At 65.2% G+C, this 16,529-nt stretch carries 17 protein-coding genes and 1 rRNA gene; 10 read left to right on the plus strand and 8 right to left on the minus strand.

All coding sequences use genetic code 11. The features are described 5' to 3' along the window. From IEY28_RS12015 to IEY28_RS12035, 5 genes are all read right to left on the minus strand, one after another. Positions 1-73: ribosomal RNA gene (locus IEY28_RS12015) — 16S ribosomal RNA — on the minus strand; the annotation flags it as partial. A 598-nt stretch (positions 74-671) separates the two neighbouring features. Further along, the gene (locus tag IEY28_RS12020; RefSeq protein WP_166970987.1) at positions 672-968 is read right to left on the minus strand and encodes a translation initiation factor eIF-1A; all 297 of its coding nucleotides are present in this window, start codon (positions 966-968) and stop codon (positions 672-674) included. A 153-nt stretch (positions 969-1,121) separates the two neighbouring features. Continuing rightward, positions 1,122-1,358, minus strand: coding sequence for a UPF0058 family protein (locus tag IEY28_RS12025; RefSeq protein WP_166970989.1), 237 nt, complete (start codon positions 1,356-1,358; stop codon positions 1,122-1,124). Between the two features lie 853 nt (positions 1,359-2,211). After that, entirely contained in the window at positions 2,212-3,054 is an 843-nt protein-coding gene (locus tag IEY28_RS12030) for a beta-keto acid cleavage family enzyme (RefSeq protein WP_188997811.1), read from the minus strand. After that, positions 3,051-3,239 carry a hypothetical protein gene (locus tag IEY28_RS12035; RefSeq protein WP_188997814.1) on the minus strand — a complete coding sequence of 63 codons (189 nt, stop codon included), beginning with the start codon at positions 3,237-3,239 and terminating at the stop codon, positions 3,051-3,053. The genes IEY28_RS12030 and IEY28_RS12035 overlap by 4 nt, the downstream gene beginning before the upstream one ends. A 124-nt stretch (positions 3,240-3,363) precedes the next feature. On the opposite strand from IEY28_RS12035, the gene IEY28_RS12040 reads away from it, so the two are divergent. From IEY28_RS12040 to IEY28_RS12050, 3 genes are all read left to right on the plus strand, one after another. After that, positions 3,364-4,398, plus strand: a complete 1,035-nt coding sequence (locus IEY28_RS12040; RefSeq protein ID WP_188997815.1) for a ring-cleaving dioxygenase — start codon at positions 3,364-3,366, stop codon at positions 4,396-4,398. A 6-nt stretch (positions 4,399-4,404) separates the two neighbouring features. Continuing rightward, entirely contained in the window at positions 4,405-5,625 is a 1,221-nt protein-coding gene (locus IEY28_RS12045; RefSeq protein ID WP_188997817.1) for an iron-containing alcohol dehydrogenase family protein, read from the plus strand. Between the two features lie 213 nt (positions 5,626-5,838). Next, positions 5,839-7,095 (plus strand): MFS transporter, encoded by a 1,257-nt coding sequence (locus IEY28_RS12050; protein WP_220639385.1) that lies wholly within the window; start codon positions 5,839-5,841, stop codon positions 7,093-7,095. Positions 7,096-7,098: 3 nt separating this feature from the next. On the opposite strand, the gene IEY28_RS12055 is transcribed toward IEY28_RS12050, so the two are convergent. Continuing rightward, positions 7,099-8,517, minus strand: coding sequence for an FAD-dependent oxidoreductase (locus IEY28_RS12055; RefSeq protein ID WP_188997820.1), 1,419 nt, complete (start codon positions 8,515-8,517; stop codon positions 7,099-7,101). A gap of 377 nt (positions 8,518-8,894) precedes the next feature. On the opposite strand from IEY28_RS12055, the gene IEY28_RS12060 reads away from it, so the two are divergent. Continuing rightward, positions 8,895-9,269, plus strand: a complete 375-nt coding sequence (locus tag IEY28_RS12060; protein WP_188997822.1) for a winged helix-turn-helix transcriptional regulator — start codon at positions 8,895-8,897, stop codon at positions 9,267-9,269. Positions 9,270-9,323: 54 nt separating this feature from the next. On the opposite strand, the gene IEY28_RS12065 is transcribed toward IEY28_RS12060, so the two are convergent. Then, positions 9,324-9,509 (minus strand): DUF7331 family protein, encoded by a 186-nt coding sequence (locus tag IEY28_RS12065; protein WP_188997824.1) that lies wholly within the window; start codon positions 9,507-9,509, stop codon positions 9,324-9,326. A 154-nt stretch (positions 9,510-9,663) separates the two neighbouring features. Here IEY28_RS12065 and IEY28_RS12070 point away from each other — a divergent pair, with 154 nt between their 5' ends. Both IEY28_RS12070 and IEY28_RS12075 read left to right on the plus strand, forming a co-directional pair. Next, entirely contained in the window at positions 9,664-10,527 is an 864-nt protein-coding gene (locus tag IEY28_RS12070; RefSeq protein ID WP_188997827.1) for an SDR family oxidoreductase, read from the plus strand. Between the two features lie 227 nt (positions 10,528-10,754). Then, a complete protein-coding gene (locus IEY28_RS12075) occupies positions 10,755-11,090 on the plus strand; it encodes a DUF7344 domain-containing protein (protein WP_188997830.1) in 336 nt (111 codons plus the stop codon). A gap of 9 nt (positions 11,091-11,099) precedes the next feature. Here the strand turns inward: IEY28_RS12075 and IEY28_RS12080 are convergent, their stop codons facing one another. After that, positions 11,100-11,387 carry a HalOD1 output domain-containing protein gene (locus IEY28_RS12080; RefSeq protein WP_188997832.1) on the minus strand — a complete coding sequence of 96 codons (288 nt, stop codon included), beginning with the start codon at positions 11,385-11,387 and terminating at the stop codon, positions 11,100-11,102. 667 nt (positions 11,388-12,054) lie between these two features. Here IEY28_RS12080 and IEY28_RS12085 point away from each other — a divergent pair. The 4 genes from IEY28_RS12085 (at position 12,055) to IEY28_RS12100 (ending at position 16,512) form a co-directional block, all read left to right on the plus strand. Beyond that, on the plus strand, positions 12,055-12,870 hold the full coding sequence (locus IEY28_RS12085) for a TrmB family transcriptional regulator (protein WP_188997835.1): 816 nt from the start codon (positions 12,055-12,057) through the stop codon (positions 12,868-12,870). Between the two features lie 60 nt (positions 12,871-12,930). Continuing rightward, complete coding sequence (locus IEY28_RS12090; RefSeq protein WP_188997838.1) at positions 12,931-13,341, plus strand: CoA-binding protein; 411 nt, start codon at positions 12,931-12,933, stop codon at positions 13,339-13,341. A gap of 134 nt (positions 13,342-13,475) precedes the next feature. Continuing rightward, entirely contained in the window at positions 13,476-13,787 is a 312-nt protein-coding gene (locus tag IEY28_RS12095; RefSeq protein WP_188997841.1) for a HalOD1 output domain-containing protein, read from the plus strand. Positions 13,788-14,328: 541 nt separating this feature from the next. After that, positions 14,329-16,512 carry an outer membrane protein assembly factor BamB family protein gene (locus tag IEY28_RS12100; RefSeq protein ID WP_188997843.1) on the plus strand — a complete coding sequence of 728 codons (2,184 nt, stop codon included), beginning with the start codon at positions 14,329-14,331 and terminating at the stop codon, positions 16,510-16,512. The last annotated feature ends 17 nt before the right edge of the window (positions 16,513-16,529 follow it).

Raw genomic sequence — 16,529 nt, forward strand, 5'->3', positions numbered from 1 at the left:
ATCTAAGTTCGTGCGACTAGCATGGCTAAATCGGACTCCGATAGCAATGGCCTCCGGCAGGATCAACCGGAATGTGCTGACAAAGTCAGCGGCGGAAGTGGTTGCACTCCGTCGGAAGCGTAACCCATCGACTCCTACGTCGATGGTGACTACTGTATGGGTCCGTGGGCTCACATCAGATTCCATCTTGACGGCGGACCGCAGGGGTGGAATCCTCATGGGGTCGAAGGGTGCTCGCGTCGAGCAGCCTTCTACGAGCGACCGGTCGCCGCGTCGACGACCGGCCGTGTCGACCCGGGCGGCCCGGGGCGACCTTCGCATCATATCCGATGGGAGGGGTACATATAAATGACTCGTCTCGAGCCCGCCCTGTGCTGNTGAGAGCTTCACGTACCTAACCGCAAGACTGCGGCGGTATATAACGAATAGTAGTCAGATAGATAGACGGTTCCAGAATCCGGTGACACTTCGTCTGACGGGGAGTGGAGCTACATAGACGTCATATCTCTCCGGAGCTGCGCGCAGGGATGGGATAGACCCGTCTCGAAACAGTGTCTGTCAGCAACGGGGAAGTCCGGGGCCGGTACCGTCGCCAGTCCTGTAGCTGCCGGCGGTAGCAGACGGAAAGAACACTCAGTAGGGAGGGAGCATGCGGCCGCAGAATACGTCAATCAGGCAGTCAGGGAGTCGATGTGGCCCTCGGCACGGAGCTGGTCGGCGTCCTGGCCCTTGTAGCGCCACTCGATGTTGGCCTTCTCGTCTTGCCAGTCCCACGGTTCGGCGAGGACGATGTCGCCCTCGTTGATCCACGTCCGGTACTTCATTCGGCCGGGGATGCGCCCCATCCGGTTCTCGCCGTCCTCGCACTGGATTCTGACGTGGTTGCCACCGTTGTGTTCTGTTACGACCGCAAACAGTTCGTCGTCGTTGGGCATTCGGAGGTTCCGTCGCCCTGTTTCTTCACTCACACGCCAAGTAGGTGCCCTCAGCGTATAAAGGAACTGAGAGTTGCGATACCGCGTACCACACGGACCGACTACGGGCCGGCAACTGGGGACTAGAGACCGACGGCTAAGGCGCTGAACGGGATAGTGTCACTGCAGAACGGCGGCTGGATCGACTCAGTCGGCGGTGAGCGTCAGCGGTTCGTCGCTTTCTGCGACCATATCGGAGGTGAGACCATCGGCGAGGGCGAAGACGGCGTCTTTGTGGTCGGTCTTGGACTTATGAATCGATGTCGGCTTGACACCCAGTTCGGCGTATTCGTCGTGTTGAACGGAGGTTTCGGCTTCTGTCTCGTAGTGATGCTGTACCTGTGCGAGAAGACTATGTAGGTGAATGAGCTCTTGCTTCTTCATGGATAGTACGGGGTAATGGACGAGGGGTTATAGTATTATCTTGCCACTTGTTACCAAGATATGGCCGAGACAGGCGCTGGAGCCGTCGTCTACTGCGATACCTCGTGTGATTGTATTGACACCCAATCGTTTACGCCGGCACACCGAACACCCCGTGACGCTCGCAGACAGGTGTTCGAGAGAGTAGGTGCTGTAGAAGAGCGCACGCTCGAGTCAACTGGCGCTCGTCATTTTGTTATCTACGCGTGCGTGAGCGCGAGCGCGTAATGGTGTCGCGCTGTAGCCCGGGTAGTGATACACCTGCGATAAATAGTGTGGGACCCGATATATCGACCAAAAAGGCTTTCACACACACCGATAATTTTGGATCATTCGTGTACTTTAGGCCGAGGGAGTGCGCTTCAAGAGTGGTTCGTTGTCCATAAACGACCACGAAATACATATCAGGAATGGAATACTTTTTACGCATAGAGCGTGTATGGAGAAGTACGATGAACTGGAAACACCCTCGAAACGAGACACAGGCAGAAGCGAAGCAGCGCGAATCGACGAGCGGAACGCGATGGTCGTTCATCGCCGCCGCTAGCATCGTCGCGTAAACTGAGAACACGTCTTTCCGAGTCCGTCACCGACGAGCGATAGCGCTACTCCTCGACAGCGTCGTGTGGCCCGATCGGACCGTGGTTGGGGCAGGCCCCGGCGATAGGGGTGTCGTTGAGACAGCAATGACGCCGCTGCGTCGCGAGAAGACCGGTCGTCAGCGGTTCCCCACAGTGTCGACAGCGAAGCGTCCCCATACCACCACTACTCACTCGACAGTCGTAACGTCTACTGACAGAGGGGGGCCGGCAAGTCACAAGCCGAGAATCTCCCGTGTCTCGTCGGTAGTCGCCACTGGTCGGCCGAGTTCGTCGGCGACTCGAACGACCCGTTCGACGAGTTGCGCGTTGCTCTCGGCGAGTTCGCCACGGTCGTAGTAGACGTTATCCTCCAGTCCGACACGAACGTGGCCGCCAAACAGGATACCCATCGTCGCGAAAGGTAACTGGTGGCGCCCGAACCCGAGCGTGTTGAACGTGACGCCGTCGGGCAGGTCCGCGATAGCGGTGAGAAAGTGCTCGGGTCGTGGTCGGGTGAGCGTCCCCGGTCCGAAGATGAGCGTCGCGTAGACTGGGTCGGCGAGGTCGCGGCGCTCCAGCAATCCGTAGATCTCGTTGCGATGGCCGTCGTTGAACACCTCCAGTTCCGGCTTGATGCCCCGGTCGACCATCTCGGCGTGGAGCGAGTCGACCAGCGCGCGGGTGTTCTCGCTGGTGAGGTGGGCATAGCGGTTCAGCGGCCCCATGTCCAGCGAGGCCATCTCGGGCGGCGGGTCGGTCCGCAGTGGCAAGTGACGGTCGGCGTCCGGCGCGCCGGTCCCGCCCGTCGAGTGCTGGATGACGACGTCGTCGGTGTGCCGACGCACGGCGTCGTCTATGGCCTGAAAGCGCTCGGTGTCGAAGCTTCGCTCACCGTTCGGTCGACGGGCGTGGAGATGGACCACGGACGCGCCGGCAGCCTCGACTTCGCCCGCCGAACGGCCTATCTCACCGGGCGTCTCGGGGATGTTCGGGTTCGCTTCCTTCCCGTGGACGCCACCGGTGAGAGCCGCGGTGACGATGACGGGGTCCCCGTCGAGGAAGGCCTCGTAGCTCACTCCTCGCCCTCCTCGTGGCCACGGTATATCTCGCAGTGGGCCGCGTGATCGAGCGCGAACCGGTCGTTACAGATGTCGGCCCGCATCGGCTGGACGAACTCGTCGACGACGGTACAGAAGGCACGGGCCTCGGCGAAGGACCGGTCGCCGTTGGTTTTGCGGTACGCCAAGTGGGGACACACCATAGGTGTCGTAGCGGAGCGTCCGTGTTAACCGTTCACTTGCTTGCAGTGACGTGGTAACCCTCGTGTCCCCCGGTGACATCCGTGTGAGGAAAGGGCCACAAGCGCCGACCGCGTAGGACTGTCCATGTCACCAGCAACGTCCGGGCTCCACCACGTCACAGCGATAGCCGGCGACCCGCAGCGGAACGCGGACTTCTACGTCGGTACACTCGGACTCAGGTTCGTCAAGAAGACGGTCAACCACGACGACACCGGCACCTACCACTTCTACTTCGGTGACGAGGAGGGGACGCCCGGGACGACTATCACCTTCTTCCCGTGGACCGACCGGGGGCGACGGGGTGAGTTCGGTGCGGGCCAGACGCAGGCCACGGCGTATCTCATCCCGGAGGACTCGGTCGACTACTGGACCGACCGGCTGGAGTCCCACGACGTCGCCGTCGAGCGGACTGAACGGTTCGAGAGCGGGGAACGAAGCGCCTCGGAAAGCGCGAGTGCCACAGAACGGCGTTCGGCGGACACGCAAGGGGCGAAGCCGCGAACAGAGACGGTCCTCCAATTCGACGACCCGGACGGCATCGGACTGGAACTCGTCGCCACCGACGCCGAGACGGAGGCGGTCCCGTGGGAAGATAGCCCGGTCCCCGAAGAGCATCAGCTACGGGGGCTCTACTCGGTGACGCTCGCCGTCGAGTCGGTCGACCCGACCGGTGGGCTACTCACCGACGTCCTCGGCTACGAACACGAGGTGACCGAGGACGGCCGACACCGCTACCGGAGTACCACGGGCGAGTTCGGGTCGGTCGTCGACGTCGTCGAGACGGACGAGAGTGTGGGCCGGATGGGCGTTGGGACGGTCCACCACGTCGCGTTCCGCGTCGAGGACGTCGCCGAACTGGAGGCCTACCGCGAGGCCTACGAGGAGCGGGGTCTCGAACCGAGCGAGATCATCGACCGAACGTACTTCACGGCGCTGTACTGCCGAGAACCGAACGGCGTCCTCGTCGAGCTATCGACGGTGGGGCCGGGGTTCACCGCCGACGAGCCCCGGTCCGAACTCGGCGAGTCGCTCACGCTGCCCGAGTGGCTGGAAGACGAACGCGAAGAGATCGAAGCGCGACTCCCACCGTTCGATGGGGCGAACGTCCCCGCGGAGTGAGCGAGGATGTCAGACCACGTCACCGACGACCTCACAGCGCCGTTCCGGTTCGAGTACGACCCGGCGATCCTGCGCTACGGGCCGAACTGCGTCGACGGGCTAGCCGAGGAACTGGCCGCTATCGACTGCGAGCGAGCGCTGGTGGTCACCGGGTCGACGGTCGGCGAGACGCAAGCGGTGATGACCCCCGTCAGGGACGGACTGGGCGACCGACTGGCCGGCGTCTTCGCGGAGACGACGCCCGCGAAACGACTGGGAACCGCCTACGACGCGCTGGAGCGGTTCCGCGAGGTCGAGGCCGACGCGGTAGTCAGCGTCGGCGGCGGCAGTAGTCTCGACGTGGCGAAGGTACTCGCGGCCATCGCGGCCACCAACCGCGACCCCGAAGCCGTCGGTTCCGAGTTCGCCGAGACGGGGACGATACGGGTGCCCGATACGGGACTGCCCCCCATCGTCGCCGTCCCGACGACGCTCGCCGGCGCCGACCTCTCGATGGTGGCCGGCGTCACGGCCGTCCCGGGGACCTGCCCCGTCGAGGACGCAGCGAGCGGCGGCATCTCGGCCCCCGAACTGATGCCCGCCGCGGTGTGTTACGACCCCGAACTACTGGCGACCACGCCCCGCGGCGTGCTGGCTGCCTCCGCGATGAACGGCTTCGATAAGGGCGTCGAGACGCTGTACGCGAGTACGGCGACGCCGGTGACCGACGCCACGGCGATGCGCGGCCTCGGTCTGTTGCAGGACGGCCTGCTGGCGTTCGGCGAGGGGAACGAGGACGACGCGGTGTACCAGCGACTCGCGCAGGGCATCGTGCTCGTCCAGTACGGCATCTCCCGACCGGGCGTGACGACCCTCTCGCTGATTCACGCCTTCGGGCACGGCCTCACGCGCACGTACGATGTCCAACAGGGCGCCGCCCACGCCGTCATCGCGCCACACGCGCTCGAGTACCTGTTCGACGCCGTCGACGGCCGGCAGGACCTACTGGCCGACGCTCTCGGCGTGGCAGACGCCGACGACCCGGCGTCGGCCGTCGTCGAGAGCGTGTCGGAGGTGGCCGCCACACTGGGCCTCCCGACGCGTCTCCGGGACGTGGACGGCCCGGCCCGCGAGGCGTTCCCCGAGGTGGCCGAAGCCGTCCTCTCGGATGCGTTCATGGCGAACGCGCCGGCCGGCCTCGACCCGTCTCACGAGGACATCGAGCACGTCCTCGACGCCGCGTGGTAGCCCGCCTGTGGTTTCCGTAGCGTTACCGGGTTACGCGCCCGTTGGCTGACGTTGATTACGGGACAGCGTTCAGTTACCAGTAGTAACTTGTATGCTCGATAGCGACCCGTCCAGACCGGAGCGCACGCCGTCGGTTCGCTCACGCGCCGCGGCCGAGACCGACACCGGAGCCGATACAACTGAGCGGGTTCGGTACGTGAACACGACAGACCGATGACCGCGGAGACCACGGACGGAGCGGCAGTCGACACGGTTCCCGGGACCGACGGACGCTGGCGGATGCTGGCACTGGTCGGCGTCGCGGAGTTACTGGCGATGTCGCTGTGGTTCAGCGCCTCGGCCGTCGCACCGGAGTTGACCGCGCAGTGGAACCTCACCCCGACGGAGTCGGCGTTGCTCACCAGCGCGGTCCAGATAGGGTTCGTCGTCGGCGCCGTCCTCTCGGCGGCGCTGACGCTCGCCGATGCCGTTCCGACCCGCTACCTGTTCGCGGCCTCGGCGTTCCTCGGCGCGGCGCTGACCGCGGCACTCGGCATCGTCGTCGACAGCGCCGGCCCGGCTATCGTCCTCCGCTTTCTCACCGGCGTCTCGCTGGCGGGCGTCTACCCGCCGGGCATGAAACTCGTCGCGGGCTGGTTCCGGGGACAGCGCGGCCTCGCCATCGGTACGCTGGTCGGCGCACTCACGCTCGGGTCGGCGCTCCCACACCTCGTTCGGGCCGTCGGCGGCGTCGGACGACCCCAGTTCGTCCTCCTCGTCGCCGCCGGGCTGGCCGCCGTCGGCGGGTTGCTCGTCCTCGGCGCTCGCCCCGGCCCCTACCAGTCGCCGGCCGCGCCGTTCGACCCCGGCGCCGTCCGCCGCATCCTCACCGACCGGCCGACCATGCTGGCGAATCTCGGCTACTTCGGCCACATGTGGGAACTGTACGCCGTCTGGACGTGGATTCCCGTCTACCTCGCCGCGAGTTTCGCCACTCGCGAGAGCGCGTACGCGACGCCGACGCTGGCCGCACTCCTCGCCTTTGGCACCATCGGTATCGGGAGCCTCGGCGCGCTCGTAGCCGGCAGACTCGCCGACGGCCTCGGCCGGACCACCGTCACGGGTGCGAGCATGGTCGTCAGCGGGAGTTTCTCGGTGCTGGCCGGCGTCGTCTTCGACGCACCGCTCGCCGTCCTCGTCCCGTTCCTCGCCGTCTGGGGGTTCACCATCGTCGCCGACTCCGCGCAGTTCTCGGCGTGCGTGACGGAACTCGCCGAGGAGAGCTACGTCGGCACCGCGCTGACGCTCCAGACGGCCGTGGGGTTCCTGCTCACCATCGGCTCTATCCAGTTGCTCCCGGTGGTAGCCGAGTTCGTCGGCTGGCAGTGGGCGTTCCTCCCGCTGGTCGTCGGACCAATCGTCGGCACGCTGGCGATGTGGCGGCTCAGAACCCTCCCGGCGGCCAGCGCGCTCGCCGGCGGGAATCGCTGAGAGCTATTCGAATTGCCCCCGAAGCACCTTCGCCGCGACGAGAATCGGGTCCCACACCGGGCTGAACGGCGGCGCGTACGCGAGGTCCAGTCGTTCGAGTTCGGCCACGGTGAGGTCCGACTCCAGCGCCGTGGCGAGCGTGTCGATGCGAACGGCGGCCCGGTCACGGCCGACGATGGACCCGCCGAGGACCCGTCCGGAGTCGCGGTCGGCGGTCAGCGTCACCGTCGTCTCGTCCCCGCCGGGGTAGTACCCCGACCGTGAGCCGGCGTCGATCGACACCGAGACGGGGTCGAACCCGGCGTCGCTGGCCGCGTCCTCGTGGACGAGGCCGACCCGGCCACACTCCAATTCGAACGCCTTGACGACGGCCGTTCCGGCCACGTCGCCGACCGGTTCCGGGTCGCCGGCGACCGTCTGTCCGATGGCGCGCCCGGCCCGGTTCGCGGTGAGGCCGAGCGGCACCCACGTCGACTCGCCGGTGACGGCGTGGCGGGCCTCGGCGCAGTCGCCGGCGGCGTAGACACCATCGAGATTCGTCCGGCCGTAGTCGTCGACGGCGACGGCATCCGACTCGCCGAGTTCGACCGGCGTGTCCGAGAGGAGTTGCGTGTTCGGTGCGATGCCGATACCGACCAGCGCGAGGTCCACGGGCACGCGCCCGTCCTCGTGGACGACGGCCTCGACGCTGTCGCCGCCGTCTAGTTCGGAGACGGCGGTGTTCAGGTGAAGCGTCACGCCCTGTTCGCGGAGGTGGTCTGCCACGCGCTCACAGACGGCGTCGCCGAACGGCGGCAGGAGGTGTGACGACCGCTGGAAGACGTGGGTCTCCAGTCCGTGGGCGCGGAACGCCTCGGCCATCTCGACGCCGACGTAGCCGCCGCCGACCACGGCGACCCGGTCCGGCGGGTCGCGGTCCGTGTACCGCTGGACGAGGTCGGCGTCGACGTACTCGATATCGGTGTCGACCCACTCTTCGCCAGCGGGCGATAGTGCCGCCCGGACCGCCGCCGCCGAGTCGAGTCCGTGCATCGTAAAGGCCATCTCGCGGTCGCTCCCCGGAATCGGGTCGGTGACGGCGTGGGCGCCCGTCGCGACGAGGAGGTCGCTGTACGGCTGTTCGAACCGCTCGCCGTCGCCCACGACGGCCACGGTCTGGGCGTCGGTATCGACGCCGACGACCTCGTGTTCCCGACGGAGGTCGATACCCCGGTCGGCGGCGTCCTCGGGCGACAGCGAGAGGAGGTCCGTCAGGTTGTCCACCTCGCCCTTGACGTAGTAGGGTGTCCCGCAGTGGGCGTACGAGACCCACCGGCCCTTCTCGAAGACGACGACGTCGCCGTCTGGATTCTCTCGCGCGTACTTACTGGCGGCACTGAGGCCGGCGGCGTCACCACCGACGACCACGAACGGGTCGGCCATGGACGGGGTGTCGACCGGCGGGCACCTAATGGTTCAGTTACCCAGGGGTTACGCGGACAGCGAGAGGGTCACCGCGTACGCGTCGCCGAACGGCGACGCGGCGGGGATAGCGAGTCGTTCGTACACCCCGCCGGGCGAGCCGATGTCGGCGAGGACGAGGTCGGCACCGAGGTTGGTGAGGCCGGTCTTCGGGAGGGCGAGCGTGACGACGCGGGTCGGTGTGACGGCGACGGCGGGACCGGGTCACCGTCGAGCGTCCGAAACGCTGCCGTGTCCACGGGCCGAGACCCGCAGTCGACACACGAGAACAGTTGGTAACTAGCAGTAACTCGATTACGCCACGTAACTATTAGTCACTGGAGCGCAAACGACGGCGTATGAGCGATACAACAGAGCAATTGGAAGTGTGGTGTGCCGGCGAGGACTGGTGCCCCATCACGACGACTGCGACGCTCATCGGCAAGAAGTGGCACCCGGTCATCGTCCACCGTCTCCTCGACAGCGGCCCCTCGGGGTTCAACGAACTCAAGGAGAACGTCGACGGCATCTCGTCGAAAGTGCTCTCGGACAGTCTCGAAGACTTACAGGAGAAGGGCCTCGTCGACCGAGAGGTCGTCAACGAGCAACCGTTCCGCGTCAACTACTCGCTGACCGAACGCGGCGCGTCGCTCGAACCGGTCATCACCGCGATGGCTCAGTGGGGCCAAGAGCACCTCCGAGAACCCGACAGCGAGGACGGCGGCATCCGCTGAGCGAGCGCTGTATCGGGCAGCATACAGCAAAAGCAACGGCGCACTCAGTCCGGGTTACTGCCAGTCTTCGAGGTCCAGCGACAGTTCGGCCTGTATCCACGCGCCCTCCGTCTCGGTGTCGTAGATTATCGCCTCGTCACCGGTGGTGACGTGTCGGTATCGGTCGTACGACTCCGTATCGGGCCCTGTGGTGGGGTATCTGTCGTCCGCGTCGTCGGTGTCAGTGGTGTTCGTAGCCATTGTCGTGGGAGGGGTTACTGTACACTACTACCTATTGTCTGGTTACGTAAAGTCGCTCGGTAACCGAGCGATTACCGGGTGTCCGTAGTCCCGCCTCGGACCGTGGTGGGGAGTTAATGTGCAGGGGGCCGACGTTCCGTTCGAGTGATACGACGTGACTGACTCCGAGTTCGACCTCAGCGCGCCGGAACTGACCCACGAGGACTTCCTCGTGCTCGAGGACCCGTACTTCGAGGCGGATACCGTCGCCATCGTCACCGGCGCGGCCTCCGGTATCGGCCGCGCGACGGCGGTGGCGCTGGCCGCAAACGGCCTCACCGTGGTCGGAGCAGACATCGACCGGGCGGGACTGGACGAGACGGGCGACATCGCCGAGGACTGTGGCGTCGACGGGACGTTCCACGGCGTCGAGACGGACCTCACGAACGACGACGACGTGGAAGCCGTCGTCGCGGCTGCCGCCGAGGAGGGTGACGTCCGCTTCGTCGCCAACATCGCCGGCATGCAACACATCGCGAGCATCCCGGAGTTCCCGATGGAGACGTACGACCGCCTGACGAACGTGATGCTCCGGTCGCCGTTCAAGATGGCGCAGGCCGCCATGCCACACGTCCGCGACACCGACGACGGCGTCGGCGCAATCGCCAATATGTCCTCGGTTCACGGCCACTACGCGACGAAGGACAAGGCCGCCTACGTCACCGCGAAACACGGCCTCACCGGGCTGACGCGGGCCATCGCCGCCGAGGGCGACGGGACGCTCCGTGGGTTCTCGGTCAGCGTCGGCTACGTCCTGACCCCGCTGATGGTCGACCAAATCGAGGACACGGCCACAGAGCGGGGCATCTCCGAACAGGAAGTCATCGAGGACGTGATGCTCGGACAGGCCCGCACGAAAGAGATGATGGCCCCGGCGGAGGTGGCCAACCTGTTCGTCTTCGGGTTTTCCAGCCACGCGAAACACCTAAACGGCGGCGACCTGCTGTTCGACGGCGGCTACACCCACACGTACGAGTGACGGCGGAAGTGCCGCGTCGGCCGACGGCGGCGCGTTCAACGCGCTCGGGGTCCGGTCGCTCGTGTGCGTATCGACACACCCACGCACAAAACACCGACTGTGATCTGCCGACCGGTGGTGAGCGGATATCCTGTGAGTATCATGGTGAACGGCACCCTGATCAGCGTGTGTCGTCTATTACCAAGCAAATATGCCCATAGTTCCGACAGGGCATAGCCCGAGACACAATGAATCAGCAGAGTCACTCGCCTACCGTAGAGGAAGCGCTGCAAGCCGTACAGACTGGACGACGACGACAAGCCCTCCGCTATCTCGCGGGGAACGGTGACGGGCCAGTCGAAGTCGCTACTCTCGCCGACGCGCTCCGCAATTCGGCCGATAGCACGACGGCACCGCCCAGTAGAGAGAAAGAGCGCCTCGAAGTCACACTCCATCACGTCGACCTCCCGAAACTGGACGAGATGGGCCTACTCGAATACGACAGGCAACACAGGACGGTCTCGTATCACGGTATCGACTCGGTCGAGGAGTTGCTGACGTTCATCGCGGACACGTTCGAGTGAGCGGTGGACTTACTCCGTGGGACCGGTTCGCTGTTGGACGAACAGGTAGCCGTCGCTGTCGATGTGCACTCTCACGCCGGTGTAGTTGAACGACAACTGGATCGTCTCAGAGCGGTCACTAGTCAGGAGAGACTCCATAGCGTCCGGGTCGACGAAGTCGTTCAGGGGTGGGAGATCGCTCACCCGGGTACCGGTTTCGTCGGCGACAGCCGTCAGCAGTGACGTGATCAAGTCGGCGACAGAGTCCCACTCTGTACGCGCTGTGCTGTCGTCAGAATCTGGGTTGTCCTCGTACATGGTGTCGAATCTCGTAGATTACAGCAGTACTCGGTAGTGAGAGTACGGTCATTGGCAGCGCGTAAATCAGTTTTGTGAGAGCGTGAGTGACGGTCATTTGCGGTTCCCGTCGAGCGTCCGCGCGAACAGCATCCGGAGGACGACGGCCGGACCTCTGTGCTGTAACTCGTCGGCAGCGTGCGTAGACGCGCGTCCGTGGGGCATCGGCGACGCCGCTTACGCCTGGGCCGTTCCTTCCCCCAGTTCGACGAGAGCAACGAACGTCGGGGCTGCATAGGCACGCAGACCGAAGGGTCCGTAGCTGTTTGATCGCCTCGAAGTGTGTGGGCTCTGGGGTAATTCCTGCGACATATTGGCATCACTCGCCGCGCTAGACGGCGCTCCGTTCTCAGTCAGTACGACGCGTGGAAGTAGTGAGTTGGGACCCGACTAGGTCCACGCGCCGCCTCAATATCAATCCCGGACGTACATATTTGTGTTGTGATTAAGTGAGTGAATGAGCTTCGTCGCGGATTGTGGTAACCTATTGGATGCCAGACAATAACGGTTCGTCTCGGTCGTCGCGGAATCGGTCGAGAAATTCCGTCTTCGGAGCCCAAGCGTCTTTCCCATGGCGACTGAACTGCCACGTAGCCTCGGGACAGCCGTGGCGTAGGTTGGGACCCACATGAACGAGCTTACAGGCGACGATCAAGCGATAGAACTGCTCCAGCAACTCGGCTTGAAAGAGTACGAAGCGAAGTCGTTCGTAGCGCTCTCGCGAGTATCCGCGGGCACTGCCAAAGACATCAGTGAGCGCTCGGAGGTACCACGGACACGCGTCTACGACGCCGTCCGCGTCTTAGAGTCGAAAGGGTTGGTGGAGATCCACCATTCGAATCCCCAGCAGTTCCGTGCCGTCTCCGTAGACGAGGCAGCCGACATTCTGCGCGACGAGTACCACGACCGGACCGAGTCACTCAGAGAGACGCTGAAAGCACTCGAACCGATCACGACCGAACCGGAGCGAGACGTGACCCACGAAGTGTGGGCGCTGTCGGGGAATCGCACGATAACGGCCCGGACGGAGCAACTGGTCAGTGAGGCCGACGACGAGGTAGTCCTGATTCTCGGCGACGAGACGATGTTCACCGAGAGCCTGCAGGACGCGCTCGAAGCGGCGGAACAGCGTGGCGTCACGATAATCGTCGGCGCGGCTATCGAAGAGCTACGGACGACAGTGCAGTCGGCACTCCCGGACGCCGAGGTGTTCGTCTCCGGGCTTTCGTGGCTCGCGTCGTCGGATCCCGACGACCAGACGGACATCGAACGCCTCCTGCTGGTCGACCGCACCACCATCCTGATAAGCACTAGCTCGGGCCGGGAGGACGACGAGAAGGCCATCTTCGGGCGTGGGTTCGACAACGGCCTCGTGACGATCGTTCGCCGGTTGATGGCGACCGGCCTGTTACCCGTCGACGACCCGGGGTCGGAACGTCCCTGATGGGCGTCACCGCCGCGAGACGCCGTCCAGTTTTTAGCGCTAGAGGGTCTACGATCGGATATGCCGGTCACCGACGACGACGAACTCCGCGAGATACTGAGCCTGAACCGCGTCGCTGTCGTTGGGTGTTCGACCACTCCCGGAAAGGACGCCCACGAGATACCGAAGTACCTCATAGACGAGGGATACGACGTCGTCCCGGTCAACCCGTTCGCCGACGAGATATTCGGGCGCGAGGCCTACGATTCGCTCGCCGACGTCCCCGGCGAGATAGACATCGTCGACGTGTTTCGCCCCAGTGAGGAGGTCAGTGACATCGTCGACGCCGTCCTCGAACGCGAGGACGTACAGGTCGTCTGGTTGCAACTGGGCATCCACGACGACGACGCCGTCGAGCGCGCCGAATCGGCGGGCCGCCGCGTGGTACAGGGCCGCTGTATGAAACCGACTCACCAACGGCTGCTCGGATAGCTATTCCGGTGCCAGAGCGCCCCTCAGGCCGCTGTAGCGTCTGTCTGTCCGAGTCGTCCGACGGCTCTTTCAGGCCGTGAAAACGCTAGGCACTTTTGATTAGGGAATCAGTCTAAGGACGAGTGGAATCGCAAATGACGAGCATCGAAGGATCAGATGGCGGGGTCGAAGCGATACCGCAGAACGTAGATGGAAAAGAACCGGTGCGCCACCACTTCGATTGGGACGATATCCCACCGAGCGAGGCGGTGTGCCGGGCGATCGGCGTCGCGATGAACAGCCACCCGACCGACATCGGGCCGCTGTACGAGACGGCGGACCTCGAAGCGATGGACGGACTGCTCCTGTCTGCCGACGGCGATATCGAACTCTCCTTCACGCACGAGGGCCTGCTGGTCGTCGTTCGTGGTACCGGCGAAATCGTCGTCGACCCGGTCGAGAACTGAGCGGGGTCGACAGAACTGTCTGCTCGCGGGGCGCGCCCGAACGGAACTCGTCTGACACCAGCGAGTGCAGACCGCTCGGGGCGCTCTCAGAGCGGGGCGAACCGGAGTGAGACACCTAGTGTAGCGCCGCAGACGGAAGCAGAGGTACCCACCGTTTTCCTCCGAGTTCCAGCCCGAAGGCGGGACGTCCAGAAGACGGTGGCGGGGGCGTCGTCGCCGAGCGTCAGCACGAACGCCGTCACCGCGACCGTCGCTACGAGTCCGTCGGTCCGGTTACGGGGCAGGTCCGCCATCCCGCGTCGCCGTTCGAGCGTGTCGGCCGACAGCGTCACCGATCGTAACGTATCAGCTCGCCCCGGCTTAATTTCCCGATAACGCCCGCGAATCGGAGTTGCCGCGGCGTTGGCCGTATCGGGACGAAACGACGAAGGCGATCGTTCCGACACGGAAGCGGAAACGCGGTTGGTCCCGAACGGTCGGTATCGGAATCTTACCGCCCGGATAAATATAGAGACACTATCAGTACGGGGACCCGCCGCCTATGTTTCGAAACGACAGACGTACGTTCCTGAAAGGAATCGGTCTCGCTGCGTGTGGTATCAGTCTCACCGCCGTCGGTAGCCGTACGACGACTGCCGCGACCGACGACGACGGTTGGCCGACCTTCCAGCACGACGCACGGAACACCGGGTCGGTAGCGTCAGGTCCCGGCGTCGAGTTCCCGAAAGTCGGGTCGTCGGTACGGACCGGGATATACACCGATTCACGGCCGGCCGTCGCCGACGGCGTCGCCTACTACGCGAGTGGGAGCGTCACTGCCACCGACCTCGAAACGGGCTCGGCGGTGTGGAGGACGCCGTTCTCGGCGGCCGACGCACCCATCGGTGAAGACCTCGCGCCGACCGTCGCGGGCGACACGCTCGTCGTCAGCGGCGGCGGCGTCGTTACCGCACTCTCGCGGAGCGACGGCAGCGTCCGCTGGCAGTACGAGACCGACTCGGTGGACAGTTCCTCGACGAAAGTCGTCGACGGCACCGTCTACGTCGCGTCGGACACTGGCTGGTGTCACGCCGTCTCGCTCGCCGACGGGACCCGCGAGTGGGCGTTCGAGACGCCCGGCGACGTCCACACGTACAAGCTGTTCGGGGTTCCGGCGGTGGCCGACGGAACCGTCTTCATCTCCTCCTCGCAAGGGTTGTACGCCCTCGACGCGGCGACCGGTGAACAGCAGTGGACCGGGACCACGAGCGATTTCCCGCCCGTCGTCGGTGACGGGTCCGTCTACGTCGTACGGGGCGAGAACGTTGCCGCGCTCGACCAAGCGACGGGCGAGGAACAGTGGCGGACGGACGCGGAGTACGACATCCGGTCGACGCCCGTCGTCGCCGACGGGCGGGTCTTCGTCCGCCGGTACCCGGACTCGGTACACGCCATCGACGCCGCCGACGGCACGGAGCTGTGGGAGGCCGAACCCGGCGAGGCCAACTACATCCAACTGGCCGTCGCCGACGATACCCTGTACGTACCCACGGGGACCGACTTCTATCAACAACTCGTCGCGTTCGATACGGCCACCGGCGAGGAGCGATGGCGCCACTACCGGACGGAACTCGAAATCGCTGAACCGCTCGGCGTCTACCTCGCCGACGGGTCGCTGTACTTCTTTACCGGCGGAGACACGCTTCAGGAACTCGTCGACGGCCCGCGGTCGTTCCGCTGGTCCTACGAGCTACGGACGTTCGACAGCGACGGCGACGAGTCGGAGTACGTCCCCGAGACGCCGCCGGTAGCGAGCCAGTACGGCGTCTACGTCAGCCATCAAACCTCGGAGGGGGGCCTCCTGCAGGCCATCGAGGACGACAAAGGCGGATACCGCTGGGCTGCCAGTTCCGACGGGACTCTCGGCGTCGGCGACACCGGCGTCTACGCCGTCGACGGGGACGACCTCACCGCCTACGACATCGTCGAGACGGACGGCCTCTTCGAAGGGGAGTCCGAGCGATGGACCAAGAGCCTCAAACCACTCACGACGGCCCCGTTAGCCGTCGAAGGAACCGTCTACGTCGGGAGCGGCGTCGACGGCGACGCTGCAGCGGTGTACGCCATCGACGCGGAGAGCGGCGAGACGCGCTGGACGTTCACTGGTTCTGGCTGTCCCCCGCTCGCGACAGTCACCGCCGGCCCGGCCAGTCTGGGCGACCGCGTCGTCGTCGGTACCGACAACCGCCTGTTCGCGCTCACGAAAGCGACCGGTAGCATCGTCTGGACCGACCTCGGAAAGGTCGAACACGCCGCGACCAACGACTCGCAGGCGTTCGCGGCCGGCGACAGCACCCTGAGAGCCGTCTCGGCCGAGGGTGACGACCAGTGGCGCTACGATGTCGCCGGGAGCGTCCAGGGCCTCGCGGCGGGCGACGACAGAGTCTACGTCCAAGTGATGGCCTCGGGCGGAGACCGCCTCGTCGCCGTCGACGCCGCGGACGGAACCGAAGTCTGGGAGTACACCGACCCGAACCTCGACGCCATCACGGCACCCAGCGCTACCGACAACGCGGTGTATCTCGGAAGCGGCCCGTCCGTACGTGCGCTGGACCCGAGCGACGGCAGCGAGATTCGCGCCTACCGGACCGGCGAACGGGTCGTCCAGCCCCCAGCAGTCACCGACGGGAGCGTCTACGCTACCACCGAGGCCGCAGCGGTGACGGCCTTCGACCGAACGGAGTAACGCCCCGCGGTGGGGCC

This window comes from Haloarcula pellucida, assembly GCF_014647235.1.
Classification (GTDB): domain Archaea; phylum Halobacteriota; class Halobacteria; order Halobacteriales; family Haloarculaceae; genus Haloarcula; species Haloarcula pellucida.